The sequence below is a fragment of the Streptomyces sp. CNP082 genome (assembly GCF_059570535.1).
In genome coordinates, this window is sequence record NZ_JCANSZ010000015.1 from 114,881 (window position 1) to 135,092 (window position 20,212).

Here is a 20,212-nt window from a genome sequence, read left to right on the forward strand (position 1 = left end):
GCTCCGCCCACGACCGTTCTGCCCGGAACCGCACCCGAATCCCGCCGGAGGCGCGACGCACCACCCCCGGCACCCGCAGTCCCGCACCACGCGCCGTGGCCCGTCCCGGTCGCCTACTCTCCCCGGCCGTTCAGATACGCCAGCACGGCCCGTACCCTGCGGTTGTCGTCGTCCGACGGGGCGAGGTCCAGCTTCGCGAAGATGCTCGTCGTGTACTTGCTCACCGCGCCCTCGGAGAGGAAGAGCTGGCGCGCGATCGCCGCGTTCGAGCGGCCCTCGGCCATCCCCGCCAGCACCTCCCGCTCCCGCGGCGTCAGCCGCCCCAGCGGCTCGTCCCGCGCGTTGCTCGCCAGCAGCTTCGCGATGACCTCCGGGTCCATCGCCGTACCGCCCTCGGCCACCCGCCGCACCGAGTCCACGAACTGCCGCGCCGCGAACACCCGGTCCTTCAGCAGGTACCCCACCGCACCGCGGCCGTCCGCCAGCAACTCCCGCGCGTACAACTGCTCCACGTGCTGCGACAGGATCAGCACCGGCAGGTCCGGCCGCTCCCGCCGGGCGGCCAGCGCCGCCTGCAGGCCCTCGTCGGTGAACGTCGGCGGCAGCCGGATGTCGACCACCGCCACGTCCGGCCGCTCGGCGCGCAGCGCCGCCAGCAGCTCGTCACCGGACTCCACCGCCGCGCAGATCTCCATACCGTGCGCCTGCAGCAGCCGCGTCAGCCCGTCCCGCAGCAGGTACTGGTCCTCCGCCAGGACGACTCGCACTGACCCGCTCCTCTCCGCCCTGCCCGCCGGGACGGCCGCACGTCCCTCCGTCAACACCGCTGCGCCGCGCCGTTCTTCCGCCACTGCCGCAGCAGCACCCGCGCCCCGGCCAGGCCCAGCGCCACCATCGCCGCCACGGTCGGCCAGCGCAGCGACTCCGGCATGTACAGCGCCAGGAACCACGACCTGTTGTCCGTGCCGAAGCCCAGCAGCAGCCCCGCGACCAGCCCCTGCGGGAACAGCGCGACGGAACACAGTACCGGTGCCAGCGCGGTCAGCCACAGCTTCCTGCGCCCCGCGCCCGGCCCCCGCGCACCCCTCGTGCCGGCGGCGCCGGCCGGCTCCGGCCCGCCGCGCTCCTCCCCCGGCGGGCACGGGATCTCCACCGTCACCGTCGTCGGGCCGCCCTCGGGGCTGGAGACGACCAGCACCCCGTCGAACGGCTTGATGCGCCGCTCCACGCCCGCCAGCCCGCCGCCCGGGACCGGCACCGCGCCCCCGCGCCCGTCGTCGGTGACCGTCGCGCGCAGCACCCCGTCGCGGTGCCACAGGTCGACGTCCACCCGGTCGGCGCCGGCGTGCTTGCCCGCGTTGGCGAGGATCTCCGCCACCGCGAAGTACGCCGCGGACTGCACCGGGTCGGGCAGGTGCCCGTGCAGGTCGGCCTCGACCCGGACGTCCAGCGCGCTGTCCAGCGCCAGCGCCCGTACGGCGTCGCCGAGCCCCCGCTCCGCGAGCACCGGCGGGTGGATGCCCCGTACCAGCCCGCGCAGCTCCTGCAGCACCGCGGACGACGACTCCTGCGCCTGCCGCAGCAGCACCTTCGCCGCCGCCGGGTCGTCGTCGACCAGTTCCTCCGCCGCCGAGACCGTCATGCCGAGGGCGACGAGCCGGGCCTGCGGCCCGTCGTGCAGGTCCCGCTCGATGCGCCGCACCTCCGCCGCCTGCCAGTCGGTGGCCGCCGTACGCTTCCGGTCCAGCTCGGCGACCTGCAGCGCCAGCTCCGAGGCCCGCGTCGGCGCGAGCAGCGACCGCGTCCAGCGCCCGTGCAGCGCCAGCGCCCGCGGCCCGGCCCACAGCCCGAGCACGGCCAGCGCCGCGCCCACCGGCACCAGCGCCAGGGCCGTGCCCTGCGAGGCGACCTCGACGCCCGCGTAGTCGACGAGCGTGTCCCCGGGGTACGACGGGTCCCACAGCAGCGGCAGCGCCATCCCGAAGAGCCCGTAGCCGAGGGCGATCAGCGGCAGCGCGGCCATCGCCAGGCCGACGGCCGGGTCGGCGACCAGCCACAGGGTGTCCCGCCAGGTCGCGCGGTCGGACAGCAGCCGGTCCACGCGCCCGAAGAACTCCGGCAGGGTGGGGCTGCGGTAGCTGACGCCCAGGTGCCGGTAGCGGCCGTCGGGCCCGGGGCGGGGCTGCGGCGGCGCGGGCAGATACGGCTCGGGGATCGGCCGCCCGGTCCAGCGGCCGGTCACGGCGCGCGCCAGGTTGGCGGTGCTGCGGGAGAGGCCGACGGCCCAGGGGAAGAGAAAGACCAGGCCCAGCCCGAAGGCGAGCACGAGCGAGGCGAGCATGACCGCCTCCACCAGGCTCACCAGCGGCGCGAACGCCACCAGCACGACGGCGCGCCCCTGCGCGGTCACGTACGGCCGCAGCCTGCTCATGGCGCCTCCCCTGCTGTCCTCATCATGCCGCCCATCGTGTCCCGCACGGCAGCCCGGGCACCGCCCCCGCAGCCCCCTGGCCGGGGTGGGTCTGTCCCCACCCGGTACGGCAGGCCCGTAGGCGCCGCGTCCTGGCACGATGGGGTGCGTGCCCGAAGGAGACACCGTCTGGCGCACCGCCCGCCTGCTGCACGAGGCGCTGGCGGGCCGCCGGCTGACCCGCTGCGACCTGCGCGTGCCCAAGCTGGCCACGGCCGACCTCACCGGCCGCGAGGTCAGCGAGGTCGTGCCGCGCGGCAAGCACCTGCTGACCCGCGTCGAGGGCGGCCTCACGCTCCACTCGCACCTGCGGATGGACGGCGCCTGGGCGCTGTACGCGGACGGGGAGCGGTGGCGCGGCGGGCCGGGCCACCAGATCCGCGCGGTCCTCGGCAACGCCGAGCGCACCGCGGTCGGCTACCGCCTGCCCGTGCTGGAGCTGCTGCGCACCGCCGTGGAGGACCGGATCACCGGCCACCTCGGCCCCGACCTGCTCGGCCCCGACTGGGACCCGGCCGAGGCGGAGCGCCGGCTGCTGGCCGACCCCGCCCGGCCGCTCGGGGAGGCGCTGCTCGACCAGCGCAATCTCGCCGGGATCGGCAACGTCTACAAATCGGAGCTGTGCTTCCTCGCCGGCGTCAGCCCGTACGCCCCGGTCGCCGCGCTCCCCGAGCCCGGCCGGCTCGTCGCCGCCGCGAAGCGGCTGCTGGAGGCGAACCGGGACCGCGTGGCCCGTACGACGACGCCCTCCCGGCGCCCCGACCGGCGCCTGTGGGTCTACGGCCGCGAGGGGCGCCCGTGCCTGCGCTGCGGCACGGCGATACGCCGACAGGCACAGGGGGGCCGGGCACAGGGGGGCCGGGCACAGGGGGGCCGGGCACAGGGGGATGCGGCGGACGAGAGGGTGACGTACTGGTGCCCGCGCTGCCAGCCGGGCGGGTGAGACCCGCGGCGGCCGGGAGCCCAGAGCGCACCGGCCCAGAGCGCACCGGCCGGGAGCGCGCAAGCCGAGAGCCCGGCTCCGCCAGCGGCGGACCGGGCTCTCGTGCCACGCTCTGTTCGCTCAGGCCGCGACGGGGTCGGGCTCTTTCGGTGCCTTGATGGTGACCCGCTCGTCCGGCATCCCGGTCACCGACGTCACGGTGAACGACCGCACCGGAGCGGGGATCGGTTCGGTGGCCGCGGCGGACTCGGCCAGCTCCGCGAGGGCGAGCTCCCCGCTCACCTCGCGCATCAGCTCCGACATCCTGACGTCCAGGGCGTCGCAGATCGAGTTGAGCAGCTCGGAGGAGGCTTCCTTCTGGCCTCGCTCGACCTCCGAGAGATAGCCGAGGGATACACGCGCTGACGAGGAAACCTCGCGCAGCGTCCGGCCCTGGCGCTGTCGCTGCCGGCGCAGCACGTCACCCAGCAGGCGACGGAGCAGAATCATGCGTGGCTCCCTCCTAGGACCTCGGATCCGGATCCTCTCTGCTCCACCGTACCGCCTCGGACCGTGACAGTGCGGCGACGGAAGTCATCTTCACCGTTCGCCAAGCGAGGAATACGGGGCCTCCTGATCAGGATTTTCCGGGTATTTCCGTGCGTCTTGCCCCTTCGGCGTCGCGTCCAGGTGGCGCCGGAGGAGCGCCAGCGCCTCCCCCACGGCAGCCGCGCGGATCTCCGTGCGGGACCCCGTGAGGTTGAGCGACCGCGTCTCGCTGCGCCCCTCGGGACCGGCCACCGCGACGAAGACCGTACCCGGCTGCTGCCCGTCCTGCGGATCCGGCCCGGCGACGCCCGTCGTCGCCACCGCCCAGTCGGCGCCCAGCCGCCAGCGCACCCCGGCGGCCATCTGCCGGGCGACTTCGCCGTCGACGGCGCCGCGCTGGGCGAGCAGTGAGCTGTCGACCCCGAGCACGTCCCGCTTGAGGTCGGTCGCGTACGCGATGACGGCACCCCGGAACGCCCGGGAGGCGCCGGGCACCGCGGTGATCTCGGCGGCGAGGAGGCCGCCGGTGAGGGATTCGGCGACGGCGAGGGTGACGCCGTGGTCCTCGCACAGGGCGAGCAGGCCGGCGGCGGCCCCGTCGGTGTTCTGTGTGGTCACTGGACTCTCTGCTCCCGTTCGGCGGCCAGCCCCCTGCGGCGGAGCACGATCGCCTGCTTGACGTAGTCCAGGCCGGTCACCACGGTCAGGACCACGGCGGCGGCCATGATCCAGAAGCGCAGTGTGGCGAGCGGTCCGGTGAGGGTGAGGATGTACATGCCCACGGCCACGCCCTGGGCCAGGGTCTTCAGCTTCCCGCCCCGGCTGGCCGGGATCACACCGTGCCTGATCACCCAGAACCGCAGCAGGGTGATGCCGATCTCCCGCGCCAGGATCACGATCGTCACCCACCAGGGCAGGTCGCCCAGCGCCGACAGGCAGATCAGCGCGGCGCCCATGATCGCCTTGTCGGCGATGGGGTCGGCGATCTTGCCGAAGTCGGTGACGAGGTCGTAGCGCCGGGCCAGCTCCCCGTCGAAGAGGTCGGTGATCATGGCGACCGTGAAGGCGGCCCATGCGAACGAGCGCCACGCCGGGTCATGGCCGCCCTGGGCGGCCATGAGCAGGACGAACGCCGGCACGAGCAGCAGCCGCACCATGGTGAGGACGTTGGCGATGTTCCACAGACCGGCCTGACCGGCGGCCGGGGCGGGGCTCATCTCGCGGCCTCCTCGGCCGGCTCCCGGGGCCGCCGCCGATCAGGCTCGCCTATCGGCTCCGCCACCAGGTCCACGCCCTCGCTCGCCACCACCTTGGCGGTGACCAGCGCCCCCGCCGCCGCCTCCCGGGCGGTCCAGCCGACGAGCAGCGTGACGCCGTCCGTCTCCGGCGCCTGGTGCGCCGCGCGGCCGACGACCTCGTCGTCGGCGTCCCCGTCGCCCGTATCAGAACCGGCATCAGAACCGGCATCAGAACCGGCGTCCACCAGGACCCGCACCGTCTCCCCCACCCGCTCCTCGGCCCGCTGCGCCGTCAGTTCCTCCGCCAGCCGCGTCACCCGCGCCAGCCGCTCCGCGACCGCCTCCGGCGCGACCTTCGACCCGTACCCCGCGGCCTCCGTGCCCTCCTCGTCCGAGTAGCCGAAGACCCCCACGGCGTCCAGCCGCGCGGCGGTGAGGAAGCGCTCCAGCTCCTCGACGTCCTGCTCGGTCTCGCCGGGGAAGCCGACGATGAAGTTCGACCTGGCGCCCGCCTCCGGCGCCCGCGAGCGGATCTCCGCCAGCAGTTGCAGGAACCGCTCGGTGTCCCCGAAGCGGCGCATCGCGCGCAGCACGTCGGGGGCGGCGTGCTGGAACGACAGGTCGAAGTACGGCGCCACCTTCTCTGTGGACGTCAGCACGTCGATCAGCCCGGGGCGCATCTCGGCGGGCTGCAGATAGCTGACCCGGATCCGCTCGATGCCGTCCACGGCGGCCAGTTCGGGCAGCAGCGTCTCCAGCAGCCGCACGTCGCCGAGGTCCTTGCCGTACGAGGTGTTGTTCTCGGAGACGAGCATGATCTCCCGTACGCCCTGCCCGGCCAGCCAGCGGGTCTCGCCGAGGACATCGACGGGGCGCCGGGAGACGAAGGAGCCGCGGAAGGAGGGGATGGCGCAGAACGTGCACCGGCGGTCGCAGCCGGAGGCCAGCTTGACCGAGGCGACCGGCCCCGAGCCCAGCCGGCGGCGCAGCGGCGGCCGGGGCCCGGAGGCGGGGGCGAGGCCGGCGGGCAGGTCGGCGGGGGCAGAGGTGGTGTCCGAGGCGGCGTCCGGCAGCGCCGGGTCGCCGTGGCCCGGCAGCGCCGCCGCGCCGCGGGCGGCGGCGTCCTGGCGCTCCGCGGGGCTGATCGGCAGCAGCTTGCGGCGGTCCCGCGGGGTGTGCGCGACGTGGCCGCCGCCGGAGAGGATGGTCTGCAGCCGCGCCGAGATGTCGGCGTAGTCGTCGAAGCCGAGGACGCCGTCCGCCTCCGGGAGCGCGTCCGCCAGCTCCTTGCCGTACCGCTCGGCCATGCAGCCGACGGCGACGACGGCCTGCGTACGGCCCGTGTCCTTGAGGTCGTTGGCCTCCAGCAGGGCGTCGACGGAGTCCTTCTTGGCGGCTTCGACGAACCCGCAGGTGTTCACGACGGCGACGTCCGCCGCGGCGGCGTCCGTGACGAGATCCCAGCCGTCCGCCGCCAAGCGGCCCGCAAGCTCCTCGGAGTCCACCTCGTTCCGGGCGCAGCCAAGCGTGACGAGGGCGACGGTACGGCGTTCAGGCATGGGGCTCAGCCTACTTCGTCCCGGGCCCGTAAACCGCCGCCGACCAGCCGCATTCCGTACGCCCGTGCGAAGCACTGCCGAGCGAGGGTACGGACGTACGAGCCTTGCCGCAGGCCGGGCGCGCGCCGCCGCCCGGCCGGGCCGGTCAGCCGGCCTCGGGATCGCCCTTGGTGTACGTCAGCCGCTCGACCTCGCCGGGCTGGAAGTCCTCCGCGATCTGCTTGCCGTTGACGAACAGGTCGACGCCGCCGGCGTTGCCGAGGACGAGGTAGATCTTCTCGCTGTCGGTGACGGTGACGGAGTCGCCCTGGGCGAGGACGCCCTCCTCCAGCTCGCGCCCGTCGGCGCCCTGCGCGGAGATCCAGCTCTGCCCGTCCGCCGCGACGATCCGCAGCGTCACCTTGTCCGGCGGGGCACCCGCCACCGCGCTCTCCGAGGGCTGCGGGCGCTGCTTGTCCTCGGCGGCGTCCTTGCCGGAGTCGGGGTCCTTCGGCTTGTCGGACCCCTGCTGCTCCCCGGCCACCGAGGAGCCGTCCGGCTCGTCCTCGTCGCCGCCGCTGAACACGGTGAAGCCCACGAAGCCGACGACGGCCACGATCGCGGCGACCATCGCGGCGGTCCAGTTGGGGCGGCGCGGCTCCGGGCGGATGCGCTCAGCCTCGAACATCGGCGCGGCGGGCGTCGGCGCGGGCCGGCCGCCGTGCTCCGCGTCGTACTGCGCAACCAGGTCGTCGGCCTCAAGACCGACCGCCCGCGCAAGGGTTCGCACGTGCCCGCGGGCGTAGACGTCGCCGCCGCAGCGGGAGAAATCATCCTGTTCGATGGCATGGATGATCGGAATGCGCACACGCGTGGACAAGCTGACCTGTTCCACGGACAGCTTGGCGTCAAGACGGGCCTGCTGAAGTGCGCGACCGACGGAAGGACGGTCGCCTGTGGGGGAGTTGCCGAGGGACACGTGGGCGCCTTTCGGGGTGAGCCACCTGCCGGGGGTTCAGTCTAGGGGGGTTGTAAAAGGATCGGCCAACCGGTCGAGCACACTTAATGGGCCATCGGGATAGACGTACTGCCCGACCGCGGACCACCCGCCCGGCCCATTGGTGTGACGCATCAGACGCCGAACCGGTTGCCCCGATCGCCGTTACGGATGATCCTGCCCCCGCAGCTGGGCGAGCACTCCGTCCATTTCATCCGGTTTGATGAGTACGTCCCGGGCCTTCGAACCCTCACTCGGACCGACGATCCCGCGCGACTCCATCAGGTCCATCAGCCGCCCCGCCTTGGCGAACCCGACCCGCAGCTTGCGCTGCAGCATCGAGGTGGAGCCGAACTGCGTGGAGACCACCAGCTCGGCCGCCTGGCAGAGCAGATCGAGGTCGTCGCCGATCTCCTCGTCGATCTCCTTCTTCTTCGCCCCGCCGACCACGACGTCCTCGCGGAAGACCGGTGCCATCTGGTCCTTGCAGTGCTGCACGACCGTGGCGACCTCGTCCTCCTCGACGTACGCGCCCTGCAGCCGGACCGGCTTGTTCGCGCCCATCGGCAGGAAGAGACCGTCGCCCTTGCCGATCAGCTTCTCGGCGCCGGCCTGGTCCAGGATGACGCGGCTGTCGGCGAGGGAGGAGGTGGCGAAGGCCAGCCGGGAGGGCACGTTGGCCTTGATGAGCCCGGTGACGACGTCCACGCTGGGGCGCTGGGTGGCGAGCACCAGGTGGATGCCGGCGGCGCGGGCGAGCTGCGTGATCCGTACGATCGCGTCCTCCACGTCGCGCGGCGCGACCATCATGAGGTCCGCCAGCTCGTCGACGATCACCAGCAGGTACGGGTACGGGGCCAGCTCCCGTTCGCTGCCGGGCGGGGCGGTGGCCTTGCCGGAGCGGACGGCGGCGTTGAAGTCGTCGATGTGGCGGTAGCCGTACGCGGCGAGGTCGTCGTAGCGCAGGTCCATCTCGCGGACGACCCACTGCAGGGCCTCGGCGGCCCGCTTGGGGTTGGTGATGATCGGCGTGATCAGGTGCGGGATGCCCTCGTAGGCGGTCAGCTCCACCCGCTTGGGGTCGACCAGCACCATCCGGACGTCCTCCGGGGTGGCCCGCGCCATGACGGAGGTGATCAGGCAGTTGATACAGGAGGACTTGCCGGAGCCGGTGGCGCCGGCGATGAGGATGTGCGGCATCTTGGCGAGGTTCGCCGAGACGTAGCCGCCCTCGACGTCCTTGCCGAGGCCGACGAGCATCGGGTGGTCCTCGCCGGCCGCGTCCGCCGAGCGCAGCACGTCGCCGAGCTTGACCATCTCGCGGTCGCTGTTGGGGATCTCGATGCCGACGGCGGACTTGCCCGGGATGGGGCTGATGATGCGCACGTCGGGGCTGGCGACGGCGTAGGCGATGTTCTTCGTCAGCGCCGTGATGCGCTCGACCTTCACGGCGGGGCCGAGCTCCACCTCGTACCGCGTGACGGTCGGGCCGCGGGTGAAGCCGGTGACGGCGGCGTCGACCTTGAACTCGGTGAAGACCTGGGTGAGGGAGGCGACGACGGCGTCGTTGGCGGCGCTGCGCGTCCGGCCGGGGCCGCCGCGCTGAAGGATGTCCAGGGACGGCAGCGCGTAGGTGATGTCGCCGGAGAGCTGGAGCTGTTCGGCGCGGGGCGGCAGCGCGGCGGGGTCGGGCTCGGCGGCCTGCTTGGTGAGGTCGGGGACTGACCGTTCCGGGCTTTCGGAGCGTACGGCCTCCTCCGCGCGCGACTCCGCGCGCGCCGCCGGTACGGCCCCGGTGCGCTCGGCGACGCCGTGGGTGAGGTCGGCGAGCAGCGGGGAGGGCTGGACCCCGTGCAGCACGGCGCCGTCGAGGTCGGTGGCCGCCGCGGCGGCGGCGTCGATGGGGTCCATGCCACCGTAGTCGTGGCCGGCCGTCGCGCGGCGCGCGGGCGGGGCCGGGGCGGCGGGGGCGGCCTTGCGGGTACGGCGGCGGCGCGGCGGCGGCGGGGGCTCGTCGGCGTCGTCGTCCTCGTCCGAACGCACCAGGCCGTCGCGCCAGTCGTCGTCGAAGTCCGCCGCCTTGGCCACCGCCGCCGGATCGGGCCGCGGCTGGACGAGGCCGAGCCGCACCCCCGCGGAGTGGATCCGGTCCGGGATCGCCGCGACCGGTGTGGCGGTGACGACGAGCAGCCCGAAGATGGTCAGCAGCACCAGCAGGGGCAGCGCGAGCACGTCGCCCAGGGTGGTGACCAGCGGCCGGGACACGGCCCAGCCGACGAACCCGCCGGAGTCCCTGATGGTCTGCGTGCCCTCGCCGCGGCCGGGGGTGCCGCAGGCCAGGTGCACGAGCCCGAGCACGCCGATGACCAGGGCGGACAGGCCGATGACGATACGGCCGTTGGCATCGGTCTGCTCGGGGTGGCGGATGAGGCGTACGGCGATGGTGGCGAGCAGGATCGGCACGAGCAGGTCGAGGCGGCCGAAGGCGCCGGTGATCAGGATCTCGACCAGCTCGCCCACGGGACCCTTCAGGTTCGACCAGGTGCCGGCCGCGACGATCAGGGCGATGCCGAGCAGCAGCAGCGCGAGGCCGTCCTTGCGGTGGGCGGGGTCGAGTCCCCGGGAGCTGCGCCCTATGCCGCGGAAGAGCGCGCGGACGGTGCGGGCGAGGCCGCGCCAGATCGCACGCAGCAGGCGCAGCACGCCAGAGGTGGGCGAGGGGGCGGGCTTCTTGGCCGGCGCCTTCTTGGCCGCGCCCGCCTTCTTCGCCGGCGGCTTCTTGGCCGGTGCCTTCTTCGCGGGCGCCTTCTTCGCCGCGGGCTTTTTGGCCGTGCTGCCTCCGGACCGCTGCCGGGAGTTGCCGCTGCCAGAGGTACGTGAGGCCATACGTGCGAGATTACCGGCAGCGCAGCCACGGGACATGCAGGACGTGCAGGTACGCATCCTCCGCTCGCCCGGGCCCGGCCGGCCCGGCGGGGCTACTCCGCCTCGGGGCGGGAGCCCGGCTCCAGGGCGTCAATCGCCTTGCGCAGCCCGGTGAGTTTCCGCTCCAGATGCGCGGCGGTGGCGACGACGGCGGACTCCGCGTTCGCCCCGCTGAGCTGCTTCGACAGCGCCTCGGCCTGCTCCTCGGCGGCGGCGAGCCGGGCGGACAGCTCGGCGAGCAGCCCGGTCTGCGCGGCACCGTCGCCGTTGCCCTTCTGGGCGCCTTCGAGCTGCAGCCGCAGCAGGCCGGCCTGCTCGCGCAACTGCAGGTTCTTCATGTACAGCTCGACGAAAACCGACACCTTGGCCCGCAGCACCCAGGGGTCGAAGGGCTTGGAGATGTAGTCGACGGCTCCGGCGGCGTAGCCGCGGAACGTGTGGTGCGGGCCGTGGTTGATGGCCGTGAGGAAGATGATCGGGATGTCCCGGGTGCGCTCGCGGCGCTTGATGTGCGCCGCGGTCTCGAACCCGTCCATGCCCGGCATCTGCACGTCGAGCAGGATCACCGCGAAGTCCTCGGTCAGCAGCGCTTTGAGCGCCTCCTCCCCGGACGACGCCCGGACCAGGTGCTGATCCAGCGCGGAAAGGATGGCCTCCAGCGCCAGCAGGTTCTCCGGCCGGTCATCGACCAGGAGAATCTTGGCCTTCTGCACCATGGCCTGCCCTCCTCGCCCCGGCGGTGTGCCGGTCCTCGTCGCCAAAGACGTGCCCACCGTGCCGCCCGCCCTCGTGCCGGTCATCGTATCCACACCTCGAGACTCGCCACACCCTGTCACCGAGTTGTCACTGTGCACACTGCGACAACGCGCCTGCGATCAGTTTGGTTCCCGGAATCCCGTGTTCTCACACGCATTTGGACACACTGAGTCATCAAAGTGCAGGAATTCACGGCGATTTGACTACTCTCCGCTCATCCAGCCCGTCATAACCGTGAGCAATCGGTCCGTATCCACGGGTTTGGTGACATAGTCCGATGCGCCCGCTTCGATGCTCTTCTCCTTGTCGCCCTTCATCGCCTTCGCGGTCAGCGCGATGATCGGCAGACCGGCGAACTGCGGCATCCGGCGGATCGCCTCCGTCGTGGCGTAGCCGTCCATCTCCGGCATCATGATGTCCATCAGCACGACGGCCACGTCCTCGTGCTGCTCCAGCACCTCGATGCCCTCCCGGCCGTTCTCGGCGTACAGCACCGCGAGCCCGTGCTGCTCCAGCACGCTGGTCAGCGCGAAGACGTTGCGGATGTCGTCGTCGACGATGAGCACCTTCTCGCCGCGGAACGTGCCCTTGAAGCGCGGCGCCGGCAACCGGTGCGGCACCGCCTTCTCCAGCGCGCCGCCGCCCGCCGGAAGGGCGTCCGGACCGGCTCCGGGCGCCCCTGAGGCGTCCCGCGCGCCCGCGTCGCCCTCCGGCCCGGCGAGTTGCCCCGCGACGCCTGAGCGCCCGTCAGAGGACCTTCTGGTACGCCCCGAAGGCGGCGCCTCGACGTCGGCCGGGCCGCCGGCGGCGGCCTGCGCCGCCTCGGCCCGCTCCAGGCCCGCCGCGAGCGCGGTCGGAACGGCGGCGCCCATGCCCGGCAGCCCGGGGGCGGGCAGCTCGGTCGGGTGCAGCGGCAGGTACAGCGTGAACGTCGAGCCGCGGCCCGGCTCGCTGTCGACGTGGATCTCGCCGCCGAGCAGCCGGGCGATCTCCCGGCTGATCGACAGGCCAAGACCCGTGCCGCCGTACTTGCGGCTCGTCGTGCCGTCGGCCTGCTTGAACGCCTCGAAGATCACACCCATCTTGTTGGCCGGGATGCCGATCCCCGTGTCCGTCACGGAGAACGCGATCAGCTCGGCGTCCGGGTCGCGCAGCGCGCCCTGCTCGAGCAGTTGTTCCTTGATGGCCTGCGGCACGTCGTCCCGGGCGGTGCGGATCAGCAGCTCGACCGTGCCGCTGTCGGTGAACTTCACCGCGTTCGACAGCAGGTTGCGCAGCACCTGCAGCAGCCGCTGCTGGTCGGTGCTGAGCGTCGCCGGCGGGTCGGGCGAGACCCGTACGGAGAAGTCCAGGCCCTTCTCCGCCGTCAGCGGCCGGAACGTCGCCTCCACGTAGTCGACGAGCTGCACCAGCGCGATCCGGGTGGGGCTCACGTCCATCTTGCCCGCCTCGACCTTCGACAGGTCGAGGATGTCGTTGATCAACTGCAGCAGGTCCGAGCCCGCGCCGTGGATCGTCTCGGCGAACTCCACCTGCTTCGGCGTCAGGTTCCCGTCGCCGTTGTCGGCGAGCAGCTTCGCCAGGATCAGCAGGGAGTTCAGCGGCGTGCGCAGCTCGTGCGACATGTTCGCCAGGAACTCGGACTTGTAGCGCATCGAGAGCGCCAACTGCTCGGCCCGTTCCTCCAGGCCCTGCTTGGCCTCCTCCAGCTCGCCGCTCTTGATCTCGATGTCGCGGTTCTGCCGGGCCAGCAGCTCGGCCTTCTCCTCCAGCTCCGCGTTCGACTCCTGCAGCGCCTTCTGCCGCACCTCCAGCTCGCCCTGCCGGTCGCGCAGTTGCGCGGCCAGCTCCTGGGACTGGCTGAGCAGCACCTCGGTCTTGGAGTTGACGCTGATGGTGTTGACGCTGGTGGCGATGACCTCGGCGATCTGGCCCAGGAAGTCCTTCTGGATCTGGGTGAACGGCTGGAAGGACGCCAGCTCCACCACGCCCAGCACCCGGCCCTCGAAGATCAGCGGCAGCACGATGACGTGCGCCGGCGGCGCCTGGCCGAGCCCCGAGGCGATCTTCAGATAACCCTTGGGGACGTTCTCGACGACGATCGGGCGCCGCTCCTGCGCGGCGGTGCCCACGAGCGTCTCGCCGGGCCGCAGGATGTGCGGCAGTTCGTTCCCGGAGTGTCCGTACGAGCCGATCATGCGCAGCTCGTACGCGCTGTCCCCGCTGGCCGCGCCGATCTCGACGACGGCCTCGGCGCCGGAGCGCTGCACGAGGAAGAACGCGCCGTGCTGCGCGGCGACCACCGGCGTCAGCTCGCTCATGATGAGCCGCGCGACGTCGGCGAGGTCGCGGCGGCCCTGCAGCAGGCCGGAGATGCGGGCGAGGTTGCCCTTGAGCCAGTCCTGTTCCTTGTTGGCGATGGTCGTCTCACGGAGCTTCACGATCATCGTGTTGATGTGGTCCTGCAGCTCCATCATCTCGCCGTAGGCGTCCACGTCGATCTTGAGGTTGAGGTCGCCGCGGGTCACCGCGGTGGCCACCTGGGCGATCTGCCGCACCTGACTGGTGAGGTTGTTCGCCATCAGGTTGACGGACTCCGTGAGGTCCTTCCAGATCCCGGAGACCCCGCGCACCCGCGCCTGCCCGCCGAGGCGGCCCTCGGTGCCCACCTCGCGGGAGACCCGGGTGACCTCGTCGCCGAAGGAGGAGAGCTGGTCGACCATCGTGTTGATCGTGGTCTTCAGCTCAAGGATCTCGCCCTGCGCGGCCACGTCGATCTTCTTCGACAGGTCGCCGCTGGCCACGGCGGTGGTCACCATGGCGATGTTGCGCACCTGGTTGGTGAGGTTGGACGCCATCGAGTTCACGGACTCGGTGAGGTCCTTCCACGTGCCCGAGACGCCGGGCACGCGGGCCTGGCCGCCGAGCCGGCCGTCCGTGCCGACCTCGCGGGCGACGCGGGTGACTTCGGCGGCGAACGACGACAGCGTCTTGACCATGGTGTTGACGGTGGCCGCGAGCTGCTGGACCTCGCCGCGGGCCTCGACGGTGACCGTACGGCTCAGGTCGCCGTTGGCGACGGCGGTGGCGACCTGGGAGATGTTGCGCACCTGGCTGGTCAGGTTGACCGCCATCTGGTTCACGTTGTCGGTGAGGTCCTTCCAGATGCCCGAGACGCCGCGCACCCGCGCCTGGCCGCCGAGCTGGCCCTCCGTGCCCACCTCGCGCGCCACCCGCGTGACCTGCTCGGCGAACGACGACAACTGGTCCACCATCGTGTTCACCGTCGTCACGAGTTCGAGGATCTCGCCCCGCGCGTCCACGGTGATCTTCTTGGACAGGTCGCCGCGCGCCACCGCGGTGGTGACCTCGGCGATGCTGCGCACCTGCGAGGTCAGGTTGTTCGCCATCGAGTTGACGGACTGGGTGAGGTCCTTCCACGTACCGGAGACGCCCTGGACCTCCGCCTGGCCGCCGAGCTTGCCCTCGGTGCCGACCTCGCTGGCGACCCGGGTCACCTGGTCGGCGAACGACGAGAGCTGATCGACCATGGTGTTCAGGGTGTTCTTCAGCTCAAGGATCTCGCCGCGGGCGTCCACGTCGATCTTCTGCGAGAGATCGCCGCGCGCCACGGCCGTCGCGACCTGGGCGATGTTGCGGATCTGGGCGGTGAGGTTGCCGGCCATGAAGTTGACCGAGTCCGTCAGGTCGCGCCAGACGCCGGCGACGCCCTGCACCCGTGCCTGCCCGCCCAGCCGGCCTTCCGTACCCACCTCGCGCGCCACCCGCGTGACCTGCTCGGCGAACGACGAGAGTTGATCGACCATCGTGTTGATGGTGTTCTTCAGCTCCAGGATCTCGCCGCGGCCGTCGACCTCGATCTTCTGCGAGAGATCGCCGCGCGCCACGGCCGTCGTCACCTGCGCGATGTTACGGACCTGAAGGGTCAGGTTGCTCGCCATGTAGTTGACGGAGTCGGTCAGGTCCTTCCACGTACCCGAGACCCCCTCGACGCGCGCCTGCCCGCCGAGGCGGCCCTCTGTGCCCACGTCCCGCGCCATCCGCGTGACCTGGTCGGCGAAGGAGGACAACTGGTCCACCATCGTGTTCACGGTGTTCTTCAACTGGAGCATCTCGCCGGAAACGTCCACCGTGACCTTCTGCGACAGATCGCCGTTCGCCACCGCCGTCGTCACCTGCGCGATGTTGCGGACCTGGCCGGTCAGGTTCTGGAAGGCCGTGTTGACCGAGTCGACCAGGTCCTTCCACGTGCCCGCGGCGCCCGGCACCTGTGCCTGGCCGCCGAGTTCGCCCTCGTCGCCGACCTCGCGCGCCACCCGCGTGACCTCGGAGCCGAAGGACGAGAGCTGGTCGACCATGGTGTTGACGGTGTTCTTCAACTCCAGCATCTCGCCGGAGACATCGACCGTGACCTTCTGCGACAGATCGCCGTTCGCCACCGCCGTCGTCACCTGCGCGAACTCGCGCACCTGCCGGGTGAGGTTGGAGAAGGCCGTGTTCACCGAGTCGGTGAGGTCCTTCCAGATCCCCGCCGCGCCCGGCACCTGCGCCTGCCCGCCGAGCCGCCCCTCGGCGCCGACCTCGCTGGCCACGCGCGTGACCTCGCCGGCGAAGGTGCGCAGCGTCTCGGTCATGGTGTTGATCGTGTCCGCGAGCTGGGCGACCTCGCCGCGCGCGCTGACGGTCACCTTCTGCGACAGGTCGCCGTTGGCGACCGCGGTGGTGACCTGCGCGATGCCGCGCACCTGGGCGGTCAGGTTGCCCGCCATCAGGTTCACGCTGTCCGTGAGGTCCTTCCACACCCCGCCGACGCCCTCGACCTGCGCCTGCCCGCCGAGCTCGCCCTCGGTGCCCACCTCGCGGGCCACCCGGGTCACCTCGGAGGAGAACGCGGAGAGCTGGTCGACCATCGTGTTGAACGTGTTCTTCAGTTCCAGCATCTCGCCGTCGACGTGCACGGTCACCTTGCGCGACAGGTCGCCCTTGGCGACCGCCGTGGTCACCTGGGCGATGTCGCGGACCTGGGCCGTCAGCCGGTACGCCATGGTGTTGACGGAGTCCGTGAGGTCCTTCCACGACCCGGACATCCCGCGGACCTTCGCCTGGCCGCCGAGCTTGCCCTCGGTGCCGACCTCGCTGGCGACGCGGGTCACCTCGTCGGTGAACACGGAGAGCTGGTCCACCAGCCCGTTGACCGTGCGGCCCATCTTCAGCACCTCGCCCCGCAGCGGCTGCGGGGCGCCGTCCTGCCCCTGCGGCCGGAGGTCCATGCGCTGCTGCAGATCGCCGTCCGCCACCGCCGTCAGCACCCTGCCGACGTCGGCCAGGGGGCGTACGAGATCGTCGACCAGCGCATTCGACGCGTCGACCGCCGCCTCCCACGACCCCTCGCAGGGCCCCGCGGCCAGCCGCTCCGCGAGCTTGCCCTCCCGGCCGACCATCCGCCGCACCCGGGACAGCTCACCGGTGACGTGCAGGTTACGCTCCGCGACCTCGTTGAAGACCTCGGCGATCTCGGACATCACGCCGTCGCCGCCGACCCGCAGGCGCTTCCTGAAGTTGCCGTCGCGCATCGATTCCAGCGCGCCCAGCAGGCGGTACAGCGACGCCGTGTCGACCTGTGTCGTCCCGGAAGGCGTCCGGGAGCGCCCGCTCTTCGTACGCGGCCTCACGCCCGGCGCCCTCGCGTCAGACTCCACTGTGTCCCTCCCGCAGGGTCGACGTTCGCCTCGGGCTCCCTCCGAAGCCTTCCCAGTGTTTCACCCCGGCCCTGGCAGGCCATAACAGTTCGGCGGCTAAGGCGCACTTTCCGAGTGTTAAGAGAAGGATCCGGCATCTGTCCGCAGGGTGAAGGTAAGTACCCTGGCATCCGCCGTCCATCCCTTCAGCCGGGAGAGTGGCACATCGAGAGGAGAGCTGGTGACCACCGCGCGGGCTGCGGCCACCTTCGAGCCGGTCGGGCGTTCCGTCGCCGCGGCCAGGACCTTCGTCCGCGACACCCTCCAAGGCTGGGGCTACCCCGAGGCTACAGACGACGCCGTCGTACTGACCAGTGAGCTTGTGACGAACGCCATAGTTCATGCGGGTACGGCCGTAGATGTCCTGTGTATCCGATTGGCCGATGCGGTACGGGTCGAGGTCGCGGACCGGCACGCCGAGCGCGAGTTGCCGCTGCACAGCCCCGCGCTCCAGCCCACGCCCCTCGACCGCGAAGGCGGGCGCGGACTGATGCTCTGCGCCGCCCTCGCCAGCCGCTGGGGCGTGGACTACACCGCCGAGCACAAGCGCGTCTGGTTCCAGCTCACCGTCGCCGAGCCGCCCGCCGGCACCCGCACCGCCGGCCCCGAGCTGCCCGTGGACGAGCTGCCCCTCGCCGAGGAGCGCATCCGCGTCGCCGTCGTCCGCATCGACCGCGGCGGCCTCGTCAGCGCGTGGAACGACGACGCCCGCGACCTCTTCGGCTACGAGCCGGAGAAGGTCCTCGGCAAGCCCCTCGGCGACCTCGCCGCCTGGCCCCACACCCCCGGCACCGGCACCGGACTCGTCGAGGCGCTGCAGCTCTCCCGCTGGGAGGGCTCGTACGGCATCCGCTGCAACGACGGGCGTGTCATCCCCGTCTACGCCTCGCACATGCGCCTGCGCGACTCCGCCGGCGACCCGTCCACGATCTGCCTCATGGTCCGCGACCGCGAACGCGCCATCCTGCAGACCCCGCTGCGCGCCCCCGCAGGCGACAGCCCCGGCAGCGAGGGACGCACCGGCGCCTTCCCCGGCGGCGACTCCTTCGAGGCGTTCATCGGCACCCCCTCCCCCGACGACCTCGACGGCCTCCTCCAGCGCACCGTCGAGCGCGCCCGGGACATGCTCGCCGGCGACGCCGCATACCTGCTGCTCGCCACCGACGACGAGACCGAACTCGAGGTACGCGCCTCCACCGGACTGCCCTCCGCCCGCCAGCGGTTCGCCCGCGTCCCCGTCGAGACCGGCACCGGACGCTACGGCTCCGCCCGCCTGCCGGCCGTCCACGAAGACCTCATGGCCGACCCCGCCGCCGTACCCCTGCTGGCCGCCACCGGCATGCGCTCCGTCGTCTCCGTACCGCTGAAGGTCGAAGGCCGCCTCACCGGCTCCCTCGGCGTCGCTGCCGAGACCCCCGGCCGCTACACCAACGAGGAAGCGCTACGGCTCCAGTTCGCCGCCGACCGCATCGCACTCGCCGTCGAATCCGCCCGCCTCGGCGAGCTCGAACGGCTGCGCCGCGGCTCCTTGTCGTTCCTCGTCGAAGCCTCCGACCTGCTCGCCGGCACCCTCGACCGGGACCAGACGCTGGCCCTGATGGCCCAGATGATCGTGCCCACGCTGGCCAGTTGGTGCGCCGTCTACACCCTCCCAGAACAGGCCGAGCCCGAACTCAGCTACGTCCTGCACGAGGACGAGGAGCGCATCGACGACCTGCGCGCCCTGCTCTCCCGCATCGACCCGCCGGACGCGGTCCTCGTCCCCGGCGCCCGCCTGTGGCGCGGCCCGGGCGACGCGGCGCACACCCTGGCGATGCGCAGCTCGTTCCTCAGCCTCAGCATCGCGGGCAACACGACCCTCGCCGAGGAGGCCGAGACCTCCCTCGCCACGGCCGCAACCGTCGGAGGCGAAACCGTTGTGCTGCCGCTCGTCGCGCGCAACCGCGTCATCGGCATGCTCGTCCTGGGCAAACCCACCGACGAACACTTCCGCCAGGAGATCCTCGAACTCGCCGAGGACCTCTCCCGCCGTGCGGCCCTCGCCCTCGACAACGCGCGCCTCTACTCCGAGCGCACCACCATCAGCCAGTCCCTGCAGCGCAGCCTCCTGCCCCCGGGCCTGCCTGACGTCCCCGGCGTAGAGGTCGAGGTCATCTACCGCCCCGCGGGAGAAGGCAACGAAGTCGGCGGCGACTTCTACGACCTCTTCGAGATCCGGGACGGCACCTACGGCTTCGCCATCGGAGACGTCTGCGGTACGGGCCCGGAAGCCGCCGCCGTCACCGGCCTGGCCCGGCACGCACTGCGCCTCCTCGCCCGCGAGGGCTTCGGCGGCCCGGCGGTCCTGGAGCGCCTCAACGCCGCGATCCTCGACGAGGGCGCCCGCGGTCGCTTCCTGACCCTCCTCTACGGCGAACTCTGGCCCCAGCCGGACGGCAGCGCCGTCCTCAAAACGGTCTGCGCCGGCCACCCGCCCCCGCTCCGCCTGCGCCCCGACGGCACGGTGGAACAGGCCACGGAATCCCAGCCGTTGCTGGGCGTCATGGACGACCTTGAACTGCACAGCGAGGAGCTGGTCCTCGACCCGGGCGACGTCCTCCTGTGCGTCACGGACGGCGTCACGGAACGCCGGGAAGGCACCCGCATGCTCGGCGACGAGGGCCTGGTCGACGTCCTCACCACATGCACGGGCCTCACCGCGGGCGCGGTCGCGGCCCGGGTGCTGCGCACGGTCGAACGCTTCGCGGCAGAGCCGGCGTCGGACGACATGGCGATTCTGACGATGCGAGTGCCGGGTCAGATGAAAGGAAACGGGGAGTAGCGGGCCGGGCCCCGAGAGGGCCCGGAAATGATTCAACCCCCGGAGGGTGTCCGGGGGTTGAATCGTAAAGTTTGTTCGGCGGTGACCTACTCTCCCACACGGTCCCCCATGCAGTACCATCGGCGCGGTCGGGCTTAGCTTCCGGGTTCGGAATGAGACCGGGCGTTTCCCCAACGCTATGACCACCGAAACACTATGAAACTATCCCCCACACCCCCAACACCAGCACACACAGGT

12 protein-coding genes and 1 rRNA gene are annotated in these 20,212 nt (G+C 72.0%); 2 read left to right on the forward strand and 11 right to left on the reverse strand.

The window, feature by feature from the left end:
* Positions 1-113: 113 nt before the first annotated feature.
* Together B124_RS15305 and B124_RS15310 are read right to left on the reverse strand one after the other, a co-directional pair.
* Complete coding sequence (locus B124_RS15305) at positions 114-767, reverse strand: response regulator transcription factor (RefSeq protein ID WP_496503374.1); 654 nt, start codon at positions 765-767, stop codon at positions 114-116.
* A 50-nt stretch (positions 768-817) separates the two neighbouring features.
* Positions 818-2,431 carry a sensor histidine kinase gene (locus B124_RS15310; RefSeq protein WP_496503375.1) on the reverse strand — a complete coding sequence of 538 codons (1,614 nt, stop codon included), beginning with the start codon at positions 2,429-2,431 and terminating at the stop codon, positions 818-820.
* 148 nt (positions 2,432-2,579) lie between these two features.
* On the opposite strand from B124_RS15310, the gene B124_RS15315 reads away from it, so the two are divergent.
* On the forward strand, positions 2,580-3,413 hold the full coding sequence (locus tag B124_RS15315) for an Fpg/Nei family DNA glycosylase (RefSeq protein WP_496503376.1): 834 nt from the start codon (positions 2,580-2,582) through the stop codon (positions 3,411-3,413).
* 120 nt (positions 3,414-3,533) lie between these two features.
* Here the strand turns inward: B124_RS15315 and B124_RS15320 are convergent, their stop codons facing one another.
* The 8 genes from B124_RS15320 to B124_RS15355 form a co-directional block, all read right to left on the reverse strand.
* A complete protein-coding gene (locus tag B124_RS15320) occupies positions 3,534-3,902 on the reverse strand; it encodes a helix-turn-helix domain-containing protein (RefSeq protein ID WP_496503377.1) in 369 nt (122 codons plus the stop codon).
* A 90-nt stretch (positions 3,903-3,992) separates the two neighbouring features.
* Positions 3,993-4,559 (reverse strand): CinA family protein, encoded by a 567-nt coding sequence (locus B124_RS15325; protein ID WP_496503378.1) that lies wholly within the window; start codon positions 4,557-4,559, stop codon positions 3,993-3,995.
* Positions 4,556-5,158 (reverse strand): CDP-diacylglycerol--glycerol-3-phosphate 3-phosphatidyltransferase, encoded by a 603-nt coding sequence (pgsA, locus tag B124_RS15330; RefSeq protein ID WP_496503379.1) that lies wholly within the window; start codon positions 5,156-5,158, stop codon positions 4,556-4,558. Before pgsA ends, B124_RS15325 begins: the two co-directional genes overlap by 4 nt.
* On the reverse strand, positions 5,155-6,738 hold the full coding sequence (gene rimO / locus B124_RS15335; RefSeq protein ID WP_496503380.1) for a 30S ribosomal protein S12 methylthiotransferase RimO: 1,584 nt from the start codon (positions 6,736-6,738) through the stop codon (positions 5,155-5,157). The genes pgsA and rimO overlap by 4 nt, the downstream gene beginning before the upstream one ends.
* 145 nt (positions 6,739-6,883) lie before the next feature.
* A complete protein-coding gene (locus tag B124_RS15340; protein ID WP_496503381.1) occupies positions 6,884-7,696 on the reverse strand; it encodes a helix-turn-helix domain-containing protein in 813 nt (270 codons plus the stop codon).
* 183 nt (positions 7,697-7,879) lie between these two features.
* Positions 7,880-10,600 carry an FtsK/SpoIIIE family DNA translocase gene (locus tag B124_RS15345; RefSeq protein ID WP_496503382.1) on the reverse strand — a complete coding sequence of 907 codons (2,721 nt, stop codon included), beginning with the start codon at positions 10,598-10,600 and terminating at the stop codon, positions 7,880-7,882.
* Between the two features lie 92 nt (positions 10,601-10,692).
* The gene (locus B124_RS15350; RefSeq protein WP_496503383.1) at positions 10,693-11,355 is read right to left on the reverse strand and encodes a response regulator; all 663 of its coding nucleotides are present in this window, start codon (positions 11,353-11,355) and stop codon (positions 10,693-10,695) included.
* A gap of 243 nt (positions 11,356-11,598) precedes the next feature.
* Positions 11,599-16,989: a HAMP domain-containing protein gene (locus B124_RS15355; protein WP_496503393.1), complete on the reverse strand. Its 5,391-nt coding sequence runs from the start codon at positions 16,987-16,989 to the stop codon at positions 11,599-11,601.
* A 346-nt stretch (positions 16,990-17,335) separates the two neighbouring features.
* On the opposite strand from B124_RS15355, the gene B124_RS15360 reads away from it, so the two are divergent.
* Positions 17,336-19,975 (forward strand): SpoIIE family protein phosphatase, encoded by a 2,640-nt coding sequence (locus B124_RS15360; RefSeq protein ID WP_496503384.1) that lies wholly within the window; start codon positions 17,336-17,338, stop codon positions 19,973-19,975.
* Positions 19,976-20,048: 73 nt separating this feature from the next.
* Here B124_RS15360 and rrf read toward each other — a convergent pair.
* A 5S ribosomal RNA gene (gene rrf, locus B124_RS15365) occupies positions 20,049-20,165 on the reverse strand.
* Positions 20,166-20,212 lie beyond the last annotated feature (47 nt).